Here is a 15,152-nt window from a genome sequence, read left to right on the forward strand (position 1 = left end):
GATGCCCGCCTGCGGCGGGCCCTCAGGATGAGGTCGCGTTTTGCGGCGCGATATCTGACCCTCATGGTGAGGAGCCCGCCAAAGCGGGCGTCTCGAACCATGCAGGCCGAGCTCGTGCGGCAGCCTCCCGCTGTCATATGCGATAGCTTTGCCTCGGAAGGGGAGAGGGACGACTTGCATTGCAGGGCCTGCGAGAGATCAACAACTGACATGAATGCGGTTACGGTTGCTTAACTGACAAAGCTCTTCGAGTTGTATTCGCGCTCGACAATTATTATTGATTGTCCGTTGGGCAGCTGATTTGTCTCTCGTATGCCTCCGCACGCTAGGTCCAAGGATGCCGAAAACACGCATCATGTACATCGAGGATAAATCTAGTTCGCTGAATGGACTGGCACGGATCGGCCGCGTCACATTCTCGAAGACGGGCAAGTCTATCAGCTATGGAGGACGCACTTTCCAAAGCCTGAAAGGTAGCGGCTTCAAGGCAAACTACTTTGACGTTGAAACCGGAGAGAGGTTTTGGATTTCAGGTCCGCGAAAAGACGGCAAGGATCGCCTCGATCCTGAAAGCTCCGCGCCAATCGAAATCGACCCCGACGTTGCCGAAGAATACTGGCGCCAAATCAGGGGAGAGCGATTTCACCACGCCGCCGAGAATTAGATGAGCTATGCGTCAAGGGTCATTCTCCAACTGCCAATATCGAACGAAGACCTATTGGATGCCTTCGTCGAGCAGTGCCTTTGCGACAACGTCGCTCTTATCGCAGTCGCTGGAGAAGGCGCGGCGCGGATAGAGAACATCATCGATGAACTCGTGGTAGGCGACGGGTCGGATGACACGCGCTTTGTTACGACCACCTCTCACGCGAATGAGACGGTGGAAGAGGTTTTGGAGTTCGCCGGTTGCTGGCCTGAATCGCAGCGTAACCGCGAGATTCTTGCCCAGTCTCGAAGCGTGCCCACCAATCCTCGACCGATCAACCGAGGCAGAAATGGTGGGCACGGCGCTTTGCGCCTTTGCCCACCCTACGAGATCACACCGCCTCCAACTGATCCGCCGCGCGCTTCTTCTTCGGCCTGGACTGGCCGAGCAGGGGACCTGCCGTGAGCGCTGCCGTATCCGCGACGCCCGGATCGCGCGAGATCATGGCCGCGACGATGGCGCCGTCGATCAAGAGCCCGAGCTGATGCGCCAGCACGGCTGGCTCGCTCGAGCCGAGCTCGCCGGCGAGCTTCTCGATATGGCCGAGCACGATCTTCTTGTGCTTCATCGCGATGTTGCGGAATTGCTTGGCGTCCTTGTCGTGCTCGCCGACGGCGTTGATGAAGGGGCAGCCGTAGAAGCGCTCTTCCGCGAACCAGCTCTTCAGCGCCGGGAAGATGCGCGTCAGTTTCGCCCGCGCGTCGCCACCGCCTTCTTCCATGGCGCCGATGAACCATTCGCGCCACTGCTTGCCTTCGCTCTCCAGCACCGCGTTGACGAGATTGGTTTTCGAGCCGAACAGCTTGTAGAGCGTGGTCTTCGCCGTGCCAGCTTCCTCGATGATCGCATCGATGCCGGTGGCGTTGATTCCGTTCTTGCAGAACAGATGCGTCGCGGCGCTGAGCAGCCGCCCGCGCGCTGATTCGTCTTCGCCCGCGCCGGCGTGAGGCGAGGTCTTCTTCGAGGACGTCTTGTTGAGTAAGGACTTGGCCATGAGTCCAAACTTACCTGCAGCGACGCCGCGTCAGCAAGGCGCATCTGTTCCGCGCTGAAAAGATTCGCACGGGAAAGCTCATCTGCATCGCCTTTAAGCAAAGGGCGGCTGATCAATCCACGGGCAGCGTCGGCTAAGCGGCTCCAATGCTTCGCGTTTCGGTTTGGCCCAGCTGTGGCACGCTCCATGCAAGGAAACAGACCGTTCGGTATCCTGCCGATTTCCACTTCTGCCAGGGAGAAGATGATGACTGCCGTCGTTCAGAAGACAGTGCTGACGGGGTGCCTCGCGCCCATCGACAAGAATGGCCTCGAGCAATTGATTGCGAGCGGCAAGGCCAATCCAAAGGTCGTCAAGACCTTGAAGTGCAAGACGGTCGCGGAAGGAAAATTCCGCCACGCCAACTATATCCGCAATCTGCCGCCCTATATCGTCGACGAGCCGCCGGGCCTTTTGGGTGACGACACCGCGCCCAATCCGTCGGAAGCCTCGCTCGCCGCGCTCGGCTCCTGCCTCGCTGTCGGCCTGCACGCCAATGCCGTGCATCGTGGCTGGATCGTCAACAAGCTCGAGCTCGAGCTCGAGGGCGACCTCAATATCACCGCAGTGTGGGGCACCGGCGATGTCTCCGACAAGCCAGTCGGCTTCACTGATGTCCGCGTCAAGGTCGACATGGCGTGCGAGGGCATCGCGCAGGAGGAGATCAACGCCCTGGTGGCCCATGTGAAGAAATGGTCGCCGGTCGCCAACACCTTCACCCGCCCGGTCAATCTCGAGGTCGGTCTTTAGCCGACGGCAACAGGACATCAGGTGCGGGAGACGATCATGGGTTCACTGGCACTATCGCGGGTCGAAGCTTCGGATCAGCCCGCACCTTCCATTGCAGGCGAGGTGGCGCGGATTGCGCGCGAGCAGCTCGCCCCGCTCGCCATGGGTATCGACGACGGTTCGGTCTATCCGGCCGACGTGATGCGCAAATTCGGCGAGGTCGGCGCATGGGGCAGTCACATGCCCCCCGAGGGACCTGCGGACTTGCGCTGCGCGATCCAGGCGATGGCGGCGATCGGCGAGGTCTGCGGTGCCACGGCGTTCATGGCCTGGTGCCAGAACACGCTGGTCTGGTACGCCGGCAACTCGACCAATCTGAAGCTGGCAAAACGTTTTGGCGACGGCTTCTCCACCGGCCGCGTGCTCGGCGGCACCGGGCTCTCCAATCCGATGAAGAGCTTTTTCGGCATCGAGAGATTGAAGCTGAAAGGGCGCAAGGTCGATGGCGGCTATATCGTGCGCGGCGCGCTGCCTTGGGTCTCCAATCTCGGCCCCGATCATTATTTCGGGACCATCTTCGAGCGCGAGGGCGAGCCGGGCATCGCAAGTGGCGAGCCGGGCCAGGTGATGTTTTTGGCGGACTGCTCCGATCCTGCGATCACGCTGACGCCGTGCAAGCCGTTTCTCGCGATGGACGGCACCGGCACCTATGGCGTGCAGTTCCGCGACGTCTTCGTGCCGGACGAGCTGATCCTCGCCGATCCCGCCGCGCCTTTCGTGAAGAAGATCCGCGCCGGCTTCATTTTGCTCCAGGCCGGCATGGCGCTCGGCCTCATCAGGGACTGCATCAAGATCATGGACGAGGTCGGTGGCCCGCTCGGCCACATCAACCGCTATCTGCCGCAGCAGCCGGTGCAGTTCGGCGAGCTCGCCGCCGAGCTCGAGGCGGAGACCATGGCGCTGGCGCGCGATCCCTACAACGAGGAGGAGACCTACTGGCGCAAGGTGATCGCGCTGCGCTTGCGCGCGGGCGACGCCAGTGTCGCGGCTGCGCATGCCGCGATGCTGCATTGTGGCGCGCGCGGCTACCTCAAGAGCCACCGCGCGCAGCGGCGCCTGCGCGAGGCCTATTTCGTCGCGATCGTCACGCCTGCCACCAAGCAGCTGCGCAAGATGCTCGCCGATTCCTGAGTCTCACGAGTCCACCCCCACGTCCACTGAACCTCAACGGAGAGGCTACCATGACTGACGTTCTGATGAGTGCCGTCGAACTTGCCGATCTCTTGAAGCTAGAGCCGTGTGTCATCGTCGACACGCGCAATCCCGACGCCTATGCCGCCGGGCATCTTCCCAACGCCGTCAATGTACATGAGATCTTCACGTTTCTTGCGACCTCGACCCCTGAAGGCATGGCCGAGCTGAAGACGAAATTCGCCGACGCCTTCGGAGCTGCCGGTTTGTCCGGCAAAGAGACGGCGGTCATCTACGAGCAGTCGATGAACTCCGGCTTCGGCCAGTCCTGTCGCGGCTATTATCTTCTCACCATGCTCGGCTATCCCAAAGTGAAGGTGCTGCATGGCGGCTTCGACGCGTGGTCGGCCGCGGGCTTCCCGGTGACGAAGGATGTGCCGACGCCGGCGAAAGCCTCGTTCTCGATCGTACCGGAAGCTGGCGAGATCCTGATCGACGCGAAGACCATGCTTGGCGCCGTCGGGAAGCCCGGCATCGCCATCCTGGACGTGCGTGACGTCGACGAGTGGATCGGCGACAGCTCCTCGCCCTACGGCAAGGATTTCTGCCCGCGCAAGGGCCGCATTCCCGGCGCTGTCTGGCTGGAATGGTACCGCATGATGAAGCCGACCGCCGAGGGACCGCGCTTCAAGTCCAAGGACGAGATTCTGGCGGAATGCGCCACCGTCGGCATCGCGCAGACGACGCCGGTCTATCTCTATTGCTTCAAGGGCGCCCGCGCCTCGAACACGTTCCTGGCGCTCAAGAACGCCGGCGTGAAGGACGTACGGATGTATTTCGGCTCCTGGAACGAATGGTCGCGCGATCCGTCGCTGCCGATCGAGCAGGGCCTGCCGATTGCAGCGGAGGTCACGACCAAGGCGGCGTGAGCGTGTGCCTGCCGCGCGCTCGGTCCCCTTCTCCGCTTGTGGGAGAAGGTGGCGCGGAGCGCCGGATGAGGGGTCTCTTTCCGCGATTCCGATTGGCGTCGGACTCGCGGAGACAGACCCCTCACCCAAGTGAGCCTGGGTCTACCAGCGTCGCTGCCTCTCCCACAAGGGGCGAGGGCGCATCAACGTGCATCTCGCTCAATCCGACGCACTCCAGCTATCTAGCCACACTCAGTACCGTTTCTCCCATAAGGAGAGGTGAACCTCGACGCATCGTCCGGCTCCAGTCTCACCATTCTCTAGCCGTTCAAGCCCGCACGCGGACGAGGCGCGATCCCCAGCGCCTTGATCCGCGAGGCCAGCGTGGTCGGCTTGAGGTCGAGCAGCTCGGCCGCGCCGCCGGAGCCGAAGACTTTTCCGGCGCAGGCTTCGAGCGCGGCGAGGATATTGGTGCGCTCGTGGTCGCGCATCTCCGAGGAGGTCATGACCGCCGGCCGGGCATCGGTCTTCTGGCGCGCCGCACCGGGCGTGGGCGGTGCGCCGGAAGGATCGGGCAGGTCGATGCGCAGGCGTCCGTTCTGCGACAGGATCGCGGCGCGCTCGATCACGTTCTGCAATTCGCGGACGTTGCCGGGCCAGTCGTAGCGGGTCAGGCGCCTTGCATCGCCCTCCGACAAGCGCAAATTGGATTTCAGCGCCTTGCTCTCGCGCGTCAGGAAGTGCTGGGCGAGCAGGGGAATGTCCTCGCGCCGCTCGCGCAGCGGCACGGTCTCGATCGGGAATACGTTGAGGCGGAAATAGAGGTCCTCGCGGAAACGGCCGCGTTGCACCTCCTGCTTCAAGTCACGATTGGTCGCGGCGATCACGCGGACGTCCACGGTGCGCGTGCGTTCCTGGCCGACGCGCTCGAAATTGCCTTCCTGCAACACTCGCAGCAGCTTGCCTTGCAATTCGAGCGGGATCTCGCCGACCTCGTCGAGAAACAGCGTACCGCCATCGGCAAGCTCGAAGCGGCCGATGCGGTCGCGGGTTGCGCCGGTGAAGGCGCCGCGGACGTGGCCGAAAAACTCGCTCTCGAACAATTCGCGCGGGATCGCGGCGCAGTTGACGCGGATCAGCGGCCGGTCGCTGCGGGTGGAATCCTCATGGATGGCGCGCGCGATCAGCTCCTTGCCGGTGCCGGATTCGCCGGTGATCATCACGGCAGCCGTGGTCGGCGCCACCAGCTTGACCTGGCGCAGCGTCTGCTGGACCACCTCGCTTCGACCGATGATGCCGCGGGGATTGGTCTCGATGCGGATTTCCTCCTGAAGATAGGCATTTTCCAGCTCGAGCCGCTCGCGCAGGCGATCGACCTCGGTGAGCGCGGCGTGCAGCTTCTCGTCGGCTTCGCGCCGCTGGCTGACGTCGCGAAATACCACGACAGCGCCGACCACCACGCCGCGGTCCCGGATCGGGGTCGAGGTGTATTCGACCCAGGCCGGCGAGCCGTCCTTGCGCCAGAACACCTCGCCGTCCACCTGGTGCACGGCGCCATCGCGGAACGCCGCGTAGATCGGGCAGTCATGGTTGTGATAGTGCCGGCCATCGTGGTGGGTATGGTGCACGATCGGGTGGATCTCCTTGCCGACCAGCTCGTCGGCGGTCCAGCCGAGCATCCGCTCGGCCGCCGGGTTGACGAAGGTGGTCTTGCCTTCGGCATTGACGCCATAGATGCCTTCGCCGGCGGCGCGCAGGATCAGCTGGTTCTCGCGCTCGATGTCCTGGAAGACGCGCTCGACCCGCTGCCAGCTCGCAATGCCGCTGCGCATGTGGTCTTCGGCGGCGGCGTCCACGTTGCGCCGCCGGCGCGCTTCGAGATCGTTGAGGGTGAACAGCAGCAGGATACGGTCATCATGGCTGACGAGGCAGCCGGAATATTCCAGCCGGAGCTCCTGACCCGTGGCGTGACGCGGGGTCAGTGCGGTGGTCCAGTACGCGCCCTTGTGCAGCACCGCCTGGGTGAACACGGTCAGCGCCGGAAGCTGGCCCGCATGTAGCGTGCTGGCCCGGGTTTGCCGCAGCAAAGCGCGGTCGTAGCCGAGCAGGGCGCAGGCGGCCGGATTGGCATCGATGATCTGGTCGCCATAGGGATCGACCAGCAGCGTTGCCTCGACGGACGATTCGAAGGCTGCGGCACGCAGATCGAGGTTTTGGGCCGCTTCGTCGCGGCCATGCGCTGGCGTCGTTGCCATTACGAAATCTCGTTATTTGATTACGAGTTTTCGTATATCACGAGTTTTCGTAGCGACCAACCGCGAGCGAAATCCCTGTGTCATCAAGGCGGTGGCCCGAGCGACAGCGGTGGCACGCGCCTTGCGTAATTGATCCTGCAATGACGCGCAGGAGGTCCGATGTCCACTTTCGACAATCCGTTTGATCCCGATCGCAACCTCCGGGCCGGCTGTGCCTGTGGCCAGCACGGTTCGGCCGCCGAGCATGATCAGGCCTCGCTGGCGCTGCGCTGCGAGCCGACGGAGAGCGAGGAGAGACGTTACGAAGGCGTCGTCGCCTCCGCCGTGATGCGCGCGATGTTTCCGCAGGATGTGGCGCGGCGCGCCTTCCTGAAATCGGTCGGGGCCTCGACCGCACTTGCCGCGTTGTCGCAATTCTTCCCGCTGAAGACGGCGACCGAGGTCTTTGCGCAGGCCGGCACGCCCGAGAAGAAGGACCTCAAGGTCGGCTTCATCCCGATCACCTGTGCTACGCCGATCATCATGGCTGCTCCCCTTGGCTTCTATGCCAAGCACGGCCTCAACGTCGATGTGGTCAAGACCGCCGGCTGGGCGGTGATCCGCGACAAGACCATCAACAAGGAATACGACGCCGCCCACATGCTGGCACCGATGCCGATCGCGATCTCGCTGGGCTTGGGTGCCAACGCAATTCCCTTCGCCGTCCCCGCGATCGAGAACATCAACGGGCAGGGCATCGTGCTGGCGACCAAGCACAAGGACAAGCGCGACCCGAAGGACTGGAAGGGCATGAAGTTCGCCATCCCCTTCGACTACTCCATGCACAATTACCTGCTGCGCTACTATCTCGCCGAGCATGGCCTCGATCCCGATACCGACGTGCAACTGCGCTCGGTGCCGCCGCCGGAAATGGTGGCGAACCTGCGCGCGGACAACATCGACGGGTTCCTTGCGCCCGACAACGTCTGCCAGCGCGCGATCTATGACGGCGTCGGCTTCATGCACCTGCTGTCGAAGGAGATCTGGGACGGCCATCCCTGCTGCAGCTTCGCCGCCAGCCGCGAGTTCATCACGACGGCGCCGAACAGCTTTGCCGCGCTGACCCGCGCCATCGTCGATGCCACCGCCTACGCGTCGAAGGCGGAGAACCGCAAGCAGATCGCCGAAGCCATCGCGCCCGCCAACTACATCAACGCGCCGGTCACGGTGCTGGAGCAGGTCCTGACCGGCACCTATGCCGACGGCCTCGGTGGCGTGAAGACCGATGCCAAGCGCGTCGATTTCGATCCGTTCCCGTGGCAGTCATTTGCGGTGTGGATGCTGACGCAGATGAAGCGCTGGGGCCAGATCAAGGGCGATGTCGACTACAAGGCGGTCGCCGAGCAGGTGTATCTGGCCACCGACACCAAGAAGCTGATGATCGAGATGGGCCTCACGCCGCCCGCCGGCAGCTACAAATCGTTTGCGGTGATGGGCAAGACGTTCGATCCGGCGAAGCCGGAGGATTATGTCGCTAGCTTCAAGATCAGGAAGGCGTCGTGAGGGGCGTCGCTCTCGTGTCCCGGACGCGATGCAGCACACAGTGGTGCATCGCTGAGCCGGGACCCAGTGAAGCCGCATGGGTCCCGGTTCTGCGGCGCGTCACTTCGCGCCGCACCGCGCCCGGGGCACGGCGGAGTGCGAGATGACCACATCCTCCCTTCGCCTGCGCGCCGGCGTTGTCTCAATCGTGCTGCTCGCTGCGTTCCTCGGCATCTGGCATCTCGCCACGCGCTCGACCGGCACCACCGCAGCGATGAACCCGGAATACGCCAAGCTGATGGGCCTCATGGCGACACAGGGCAAATCCGCGATGCCCGGGCCAGTCGACGTTGGCGCCCAGCTCTGGGAGCATCTGAAGCGGCCGTTCTACGACAACGGGCCGAACGACAAGGGGCTCGGTATCCAGCTCGGCTATTCGATCGCGCGCGTCGGCACCGGCTATCTCCTGGCCGTGCTCGTCGCCATTCCGCTCGGCTTCCTGATCGGCATGTCGCCGCTGCTCAGCAAGGCGCTCGATCCCTTCATCCAGGTGTTGAAGCCGATCTCGCCGCTGGCCTGGATGCCGCTCGCGCTCTACACCATCAAGGATTCCTCGATCTCCGCGATCTTCGTGATCTTCATCTGCTCGATCTGGCCGATGCTGCTCAACACCGTGTTCGGCGTTGCGGGTGTGCGCAAGGAGTGGATCAACGTCGCGCGCACGTTGGAAGTCGGCACCTTCAGGCGCGCCTTCACCGTGATCCTGCCGGCGGCGGCACCGACGATCCTGACCGGCATGCGGATCTCGATCGGCATCGCCTGGCTCGTGATCGTCGCCGCCGAAATGCTGGTCGGCGGCACCGGCATCGGCTACTTCGTCTGGAACGAGTGGAACAACCTCTCGATCACCAACGTCATCATCGCGATCCTGCTGATCGGGATCATCGGCATGCTGCTCGACCAGATCCTCGCGCGCTTCACGCGCATGGTCACGTTTCCGGAGTAGGGCCATGACCGACAAGTTCATCTCCATCGAAGGCATCGCCAAGCGCTATCCGGGCGCGGGTGGGGCTACGACCACCGTGTTCGAGAACCTCTGGCTGTCGATGCCGCGCGGCGAGTTCGCTTGCGTGATCGGCCATTCCGGCTGCGGCAAGACCACAGTGCTCAACGTCCTCGCCGGCCTCGATGCGCCGAGCGAAGGCGCCGTCATCGTCGACGGCCAGGCGATTTCGGGCACCAGCCTCGACCGCGCCGTGATCTTCCAGAGCCATGCGCTGCTGCCCTGGCGCACGGTGCTCGGCAACGTCGCCTATGCCGTGAGCTCGAAATGGCGGCGCTGGGATCGCGCCAGGGTCAAGGCGCATGCGCAGACCTTCATCGATCTCGTCGGCCTGACCGGTTCCGAGCACAAGCGCCCGTCGGAGCTGTCAGGCGGCATGAAGCAGCGCGTCGGCATCGCGCGTGCGCTGTCGATCACGCCGAAGATGATGCTGATGGACGAGCCGTTCTCGGCGCTCGACGCGCTGACGCGCGGAACGCTCCAGGACGAGGTGCGGCGGATTTGCCTGGAGACCGGGCAGACCGCGTTCATGATCACCCATGACGTCGACGAGGCGATCTATCTCGCCGACAAGATCTTCCTGATGACCAACGGTCCGGGCGCGGTGCTGGCGGAAGTGGTCGAAAACCCCTTGCCGAAGGATCGCGGCCGCACCGACCTCCACCGCCATCCGCTCTACTATGCGCTGCGCAACCACATCATCGACTTCCTGGTGACGCGCAGCAGGACCTTTACGACCGAGAAGCCCGATCACGATCCGCGCAACGTGCCGGTGGTGCAGATCGGCAAGCCCGGACTGACGATCGCGGCGAGCGATGAGCAACAACAGACACGGACCCCCGGGACCAGTCCCGGACTGACTGCCTAAGAAGGAGACCCTGACATGAAACGCGAAGACCTCACCGAAAAGCTGCTCGACATCAAGCGCGAGAAGGGCTGGAGCTGGAAATACATCTGCGAGAAGATCGGCGGCTATTCCGAGGTGCTGATAACAGGCGCGATCCTCGGCCAGATGAAATTGACAAAGCCGCAAGCCGCGAACGCCGCTGAACTGTTCGGCCTGTCGAAGTCCGAGACCACCATGCTCAACGAGACGCCGATGCGCGGCATGCCGATGCCGCCGACCGATCCCTTGATCTATCGTTTCTACGAACTGGTCATGGTGAACGGGCCGGCGTGGAAGGCGCTGATCGAGGAGGAGTACGGCGACGGCATCATGTCGGCGATCGACTTCGACATGGTGATGGAGCGCGTGGCGAACCCGAAGGGCGACCGCGTCAAGATCACGATGTCGGGCAAGTTCCTGCCGTACAAATACTACGGCGCCAGCGGCAATGTGCCGGAATATGGCTTCAAGGAGGAATAGAGGGCGAATGGCGAATTGCGAGTAGCGAATGGAATCTTCCACTCGCTATTCGCCACTCACCATTCGCTACAGGATCGCGCCCGGCGTGTACTTGGCCGCTTCAGGCTTTGCCTTCGCCAGCGCGTCAACCTGCTCGGCGAAGTAGTCGACCTGGGCGCCGGCATCGCCGGAATTGGCGCGGCCGTGATCGAGCACGCGCTGCAGCTCGGCTTCGCTCAAGCCGAGGCGCTGATCGGCGGCAAGGCGCTGCAGCAGGTCGTTCTGCACGATCGTGCCGGTGCGCAGGTCGCGGATGGCCGCAACCGCGTGCTCCTTGATCGCCTCGTGTGCGCCTTCGCGGCCGGCCCCCTTCTTCACCGCTTCCATCATGACCGTGGTGGTCAGCAGGAAGGGCAGATAGCGGTTGAGCTCGGTCGCGACGACGGCGTCGAACACTTCCATCTGGTCGAGCACGGAGAGCAGGGTCTCGAGCAGGCCATCCATGGCGAGGAAGGCGTCGGGCAGCATGACGCGGCGGACGACCGAGCAGGAGACGTCGCCCTCGTTCCATTGATCGCCGGCGAGGCCGGCGGCCATGGCGAGATAGCCCTTCAGCACGACATGCAGGCCGTTGATGCGCTCGCAGGAGCGGCTGTTCATCTTGTGCGGCATCGCGGACGAGCCGACCTGGCCTTTGGCAAAACCTTCGCTGGCGAGCTCGTGGCCCGCCATGAGGCGAATGGTCTTCGCGAAATTGCCGGGACCGCTGGCGAGCTCGACGAGCACGCTGACCGCGCGAAAGTCGAGGCTGCGCGGATAGACCTGGCCGACCGCATCAAAACTCCTGGGCAGGCCGAGGTGGACGAGAATGCGCTGCTCGAGCGCGCGGGCCTTGCCGGCATCGCCGTTGAATAGCGTGATCTGGTCGAGCCGGGTGCCGACCGCGCCCTTCAGGCCGCGTGCGGGATAGGTGTCGAGCACGTTGACCAGGCTCTGATGCCCAATCAGCATCTCCTCGCCGAACATCGCGATGCGCTTGCCGAGCGTCGTGACCTGCGCGGCCACGTTGTGCGTGCGCGCCGTGAACGGCATGTCGCGCAATTGCTTGGCATGCCCGGCAAAGCGAATGAGCGCGGCGATGCTCTTGGTCTCGATGAGCTGCAGCCCGCGGTAGACCTGCAGCTGCTCCACGTTCTCGGTGAGGTCGCGGCTGGTCATGCCCTTGTGCAGGTGCTCATGACCGGCCAGTTCGCAGAACTCCTCGATCCGCGCCTTCACGTCGTGGCGGGTGATGCGCTCGCGCCGCATGATAGAGGCCAGGTCGACCTGGTCCTTGACGCGCTCGTAAGCCTCGATCACGCCATCGGGCACGGGAATGCCGAGATCGCGCTGGCCTTTCAGCACGGCGATCCAGTAGTCGCGTTCGAGGCGAACCTTGCCTTCGCCGCTCCAGATGGCGCGCATCGCGGGCGAGGCATAGCGTTGGGCGAGGACGTTGGAGATGTGATCTTGGGCGTGATCCTGGGACATGCCGCTCATTTGGCATTGCCCGGGGCTCGCCGCAAGCTGTTATGGAGCGAGCGGCCAACGGGGTTTACCTCGCCATTCGCCGCTCCCAGCGGGCCTATTTTCCAGCCTTCACTCGGTGGCCGCGACCGCAATCAGCTCACTCATCTTGGCGCGAATCGCCTGCTCGGTGACGGCGACGTTCCCGGCGGCGAAATCGGCCATGACCTTGCGCAGGACGTCGCCGTCGCCGGCCTCCTCGAAATCGGCCGCGACCACCTCCTTGGCATACGCGGCAGCGGCTTCGCCTGATATTCCGAGCTTTTCGGCCGCCCACAGCCCCAGCAGCCGGTTACGGCGGGCTTCCGCCCTGAATTTCTGCTCCTCGTCGAGGGCAAACTTCTTCTCAAAGCCTTCCTCGCGCTTGTTGAATTCGCTCATGCGTCTTCCAATTCCTTAAGCTCGCCGGACGAGGCGCCCTCGTTGCGAGGGGCCCTGCGCATGCCTACATAGGGGGCAGGAATCGGTGAAACAACGAGCCGTAAAGCCGCAGGCAAGGTGGTATAAGTCAGCGTCGGACGGGCCGGATCGATTGTGCTGGGACAGCCAATCGGATAGGTTGCCTAAAGGCTTGGTTCCCGTTCTGTTTCCAAGGATTCGGATGGGGTTCCAGGCCGTTCACGGCAGCTCCGCTGTGGGTCGTAACCTGGTAACCGGAGCACACCAAACACATGGATTTCAACAAAACACGGTACATCCCAATGAGCCGTCGGCGTCGCATTTATGAAGGCAAGGCAAAGGTTCTCTATGAAGGTCCGGAGCCTGGTACCCTGATCCAGCACTTCAAGGATGACGCCACCGCGTTCAATGCGAAGAAGCATCAGGTGATCGAGGGCAAGGGTGTCCTCAACAACCGGATCTCGGAGTACCTGTTTCAGCACCTCAACGACATCGGGGTGCCGACCCACTTCATCCGCCGCCTCAACATGCGCGAGCAGTTGATTCGCGAGGTCGAGATCGTGCCGCTCGAGGTGGTGGTGCGGAACGTTGCCGCCGGCTCGCTGTCGCAGCGCCTCGGCATCGAGGAGGGCACCCAGCTGCCCCGTTCGATCATCGAATTCTATTACAAGAACGACCAGCTCAACGACCCCATGGTGTCGGAAGAGCACATCACTGCCTTCGGCTGGGCCACGCCGCAGGAGATCGACGACATCATGGCGCTCGCCATCCGCGTCAACGACTTCCTCACCGGCCTCTTCCTCGGCATCGGCATCCGCCTCGTCGACTTCAAGATGGAATGCGGCCGGTTGTTCGAGAACGAGATGATGCGCATCATCGTCGCCGACGAGATCTCGCCGGATAGCTGCCGTCTGTGGGACATCAAGTCGAACGAGAAGCTCGACAAGGACCGTTTCCGCAGGGATCTCGGCGGCCTGCTCGAGGCCTATACCGAAGTCGCCAAGCGCCTCGGCATCCTCATGGAGAACGAGCGTCCGCAGGGCTCAGGCCCGGTGCTGGTGAAGAGCTAAGGGGTTTTCGACGTGAAGGCACGTGTCACCGTTACCTTGAAGACGGGTATCCTCGATCCGCAGGGCAAGGCCATCGAAGGGGCGCTGAAATCGCTCGGCGTCGATGGCGTCGCCAGCGTGCGGCAGGGCAAGGTGTTCGACATCGAGCTCGCCGGCGCCGACAAGGCCAAGGCGGAAGCCGCGCTGAAGGACGCTGCCGACAAGCTACTCGCCAACACCGTGATCGAGAACTATCGGGTCGAGATCGTCTGACGTCGGCGCGCAGGCGCTGGCGTCAGAGCCAGCCGGCGCGGTGGAAGCGCCAGTACAATCCGAGGCAGGCGAGCGCCATCAATCCCAACACGATGAAGTAGCCGTATTCCAGCTGTAGCTCCGGGATGTACTTGAAGTTCATCCCATAGATGCCGGCGACTGCGGTCGGGACGGCCAGGATCGCAAGCCAGGAGGCGAGCTTCTTCGACACCGCCGTCTCCTGCGCCTGGCCGACCAGCAGGCTCGCCTCAAAAGCGAAGGCCAGCACCTCGCGCATGGAATCGATGCGCTCCTGGATGTTGCGGACGTGGTCGGTGACGTCGCGGAACAGGGTCTGCATCGCCGGGCGCACCATCGACAGCTCGTCATGCTCCAGCCGGCGGCAGACTTCGACCAGGGGCCCGACGGCATTGCGCAGCCGCAACAGGTCGCGGCGCAGCATGTACAGCCGTTCGATCTGCGCCTTGGTGATCGCGTTCGAGAGCACGTAGTCCTCGATCTCCTCGACCTCCTCGTGAATGCTCTCGAGCACAGGGGAGTAGTTGTCGACGATGAAATCGAGGATCGCATAGAGGATATAGTCCTCGCCTCGCGCCAGCGCCCGCGGACAGCTCTCGCAGCGTTCGCGCACCGCCGTGTAGGAGGTCGAGGCGCCGTGACGGACCGTCACGAGATAACCGTCGCCGATGAAGATGTGGGTCTCGCCGAAGGCGATCCGGCCCTCGATCAATTGCGCCGTGCGCGCGACGATGAACAGGGCCTCGCCATATTGCTCGATCTTGGGCCGCTGATGGGCGTTGTTGGCGTCCTCGATGGCGAGCTCGTGCAGGTCGAATTGGCTTCTGCACCGCGCCGAGCAGCGCCATGTCGGGCTCGTGCAGCCCGATCCAGACCACATGGCCGGGCTTGGCCCGCCAGCTCGACGCCTCGCTGATGGCGATGTTGGCGACGCGCCGGCCATCGACATAGGCGCCGGCGGCGACGACGCCCTCTGCGGAGACCGGTTCGGACTCGGATGTGGGCAGTGACGGGACATTCATGGCTTCAATCCCGGGCAAAATACTTGGGCAGACGCGCCGTGGTCATGGCCTGTGCACAAGGCCGTCCGGCGAGG

Annotated in this window: 15 protein-coding genes and 1 pseudogene; 11 read left to right on the forward strand and 5 right to left on the reverse strand. The window is 63.5% G+C overall.

Going from position 1 to position 15,152, the window contains the following annotated elements; all coding sequences use genetic code 11:
- Nucleotides 1-355 precede the first annotated feature (355 nt).
- On the forward strand, nt 356-664 hold the full coding sequence (locus ABIC09_RS08400; protein ID WP_246229882.1) for a 1-deoxy-D-xylulose-5-phosphate synthase: 309 nt from the start codon (nt 356-358) through the stop codon (nt 662-664).
- Entirely contained in the window at nt 665-1,111 is a 447-nt protein-coding gene (locus ABIC09_RS37415; RefSeq protein WP_502917655.1) for a DUF7684 family protein, read from the forward strand.
- On the opposite strand, the gene ABIC09_RS08410 is transcribed toward ABIC09_RS37415, so the two are convergent.
- Complete coding sequence (locus tag ABIC09_RS08410) at nt 1,038-1,700, reverse strand: TetR/AcrR family transcriptional regulator (protein ID WP_354108986.1); 663 nt, start codon at nt 1,698-1,700, stop codon at nt 1,038-1,040. The two genes, ABIC09_RS37415 and ABIC09_RS08410, sit on opposite strands and share 74 nt — an antisense overlap.
- A 246-nt stretch (nt 1,701-1,946) precedes the next feature.
- Between ABIC09_RS08410 and ABIC09_RS08415 the strand changes: the two genes are divergently transcribed.
- From ABIC09_RS08415 to ABIC09_RS08425, 3 genes are read left to right on the forward strand one after another with little or no spacing between them, the layout of a single operon-like run.
- On the forward strand, nt 1,947-2,489 hold the full coding sequence (locus ABIC09_RS08415) for an OsmC family protein (RefSeq protein WP_354108987.1): 543 nt from the start codon (nt 1,947-1,949) through the stop codon (nt 2,487-2,489).
- 36 nt (nt 2,490-2,525) lie between these two features.
- Complete coding sequence (locus tag ABIC09_RS08420) at nt 2,526-3,659, forward strand: acyl-CoA dehydrogenase family protein (protein ID WP_187434863.1); 1,134 nt, start codon at nt 2,526-2,528, stop codon at nt 3,657-3,659.
- 50 nt (nt 3,660-3,709) lie between these two features.
- A complete protein-coding gene (locus ABIC09_RS08425) occupies nt 3,710-4,588 on the forward strand; it encodes a sulfurtransferase (protein ID WP_148751454.1) in 879 nt (292 codons plus the stop codon).
- Between the two features lie 299 nt (nt 4,589-4,887).
- Here the strand turns inward: ABIC09_RS08425 and ABIC09_RS08430 are convergent, their stop codons facing one another.
- Nucleotides 4,888-6,822: a sigma 54-interacting transcriptional regulator gene (locus ABIC09_RS08430; RefSeq protein ID WP_354108988.1), complete on the reverse strand. Its 1,935-nt coding sequence runs from the start codon at nt 6,820-6,822 to the stop codon at nt 4,888-4,890.
- Nucleotides 6,823-6,981: 159 nt separating this feature from the next.
- On the opposite strand from ABIC09_RS08430, the gene ABIC09_RS08435 reads away from it, so the two are divergent.
- The 4 genes from ABIC09_RS08435 to cynS all read left to right on the forward strand — a co-directional run bounded on the left by ABIC09_RS08435 (nt 6,982) and on the right by cynS (nt 10,772).
- Nucleotides 6,982-8,364 carry a CmpA/NrtA family ABC transporter substrate-binding protein gene (locus ABIC09_RS08435; protein ID WP_354108989.1) on the forward strand — a complete coding sequence of 461 codons (1,383 nt, stop codon included), beginning with the start codon at nt 6,982-6,984 and terminating at the stop codon, nt 8,362-8,364.
- 142 nt (nt 8,365-8,506) lie between these two features.
- Nucleotides 8,507-9,349, forward strand: a complete 843-nt coding sequence (gene ntrB, locus ABIC09_RS08440) for a nitrate ABC transporter permease (protein WP_354108990.1) — start codon at nt 8,507-8,509, stop codon at nt 9,347-9,349.
- A 4-nt stretch (nt 9,350-9,353) separates the two neighbouring features.
- A complete protein-coding gene (locus ABIC09_RS08445; RefSeq protein WP_354108991.1) occupies nt 9,354-10,274 on the forward strand; it encodes an ABC transporter ATP-binding protein in 921 nt (306 codons plus the stop codon).
- Between the two features lie 15 nt (nt 10,275-10,289).
- Nucleotides 10,290-10,772 (forward strand): cyanase, encoded by a 483-nt coding sequence (cynS, locus tag ABIC09_RS08450; protein ID WP_354083903.1) that lies wholly within the window; start codon nt 10,290-10,292, stop codon nt 10,770-10,772.
- A gap of 66 nt (nt 10,773-10,838) precedes the next feature.
- Here the strand turns inward: cynS and purB are convergent, their stop codons facing one another.
- Complete coding sequence (gene purB, locus ABIC09_RS08455; protein WP_502917656.1) at nt 10,839-12,290, reverse strand: adenylosuccinate lyase; 1,452 nt, start codon at nt 12,288-12,290, stop codon at nt 10,839-10,841.
- A 99-nt stretch (nt 12,291-12,389) separates the two neighbouring features.
- Nucleotides 12,390-12,698 (reverse strand): DUF1476 domain-containing protein, encoded by a 309-nt coding sequence (locus ABIC09_RS08460; RefSeq protein WP_354108992.1) that lies wholly within the window; start codon nt 12,696-12,698, stop codon nt 12,390-12,392.
- A gap of 320 nt (nt 12,699-13,018) precedes the next feature.
- On the opposite strand from ABIC09_RS08460, the gene purC reads away from it, so the two are divergent.
- Nucleotides 13,019-13,786, forward strand: a complete 768-nt coding sequence (gene purC / locus ABIC09_RS08465; protein ID WP_173015815.1) for a phosphoribosylaminoimidazolesuccinocarboxamide synthase — start codon at nt 13,019-13,021, stop codon at nt 13,784-13,786.
- A gap of 12 nt (nt 13,787-13,798) precedes the next feature.
- The gene (gene purS / locus ABIC09_RS08470; protein ID WP_148773046.1) at nt 13,799-14,038 is read left to right on the forward strand and encodes a phosphoribosylformylglycinamidine synthase subunit PurS; all 240 of its coding nucleotides are present in this window, start codon (nt 13,799-13,801) and stop codon (nt 14,036-14,038) included.
- A 22-nt stretch (nt 14,039-14,060) separates the two neighbouring features.
- On the opposite strand, the pseudogene corA reads toward purS, so the two are convergent.
- Nucleotides 14,061-15,078 (reverse strand): annotated as a pseudogene (gene corA / locus ABIC09_RS08475) (magnesium/cobalt transporter CorA).
- Between the last annotated feature and the right edge of the window lie 74 nt (nt 15,079-15,152).

Source organism: Bradyrhizobium sp. S3.12.5, assembly GCF_040548225.1.
GTDB lineage: Bacteria > Pseudomonadota > Alphaproteobacteria > Rhizobiales > Xanthobacteraceae > Bradyrhizobium > Bradyrhizobium cytisi.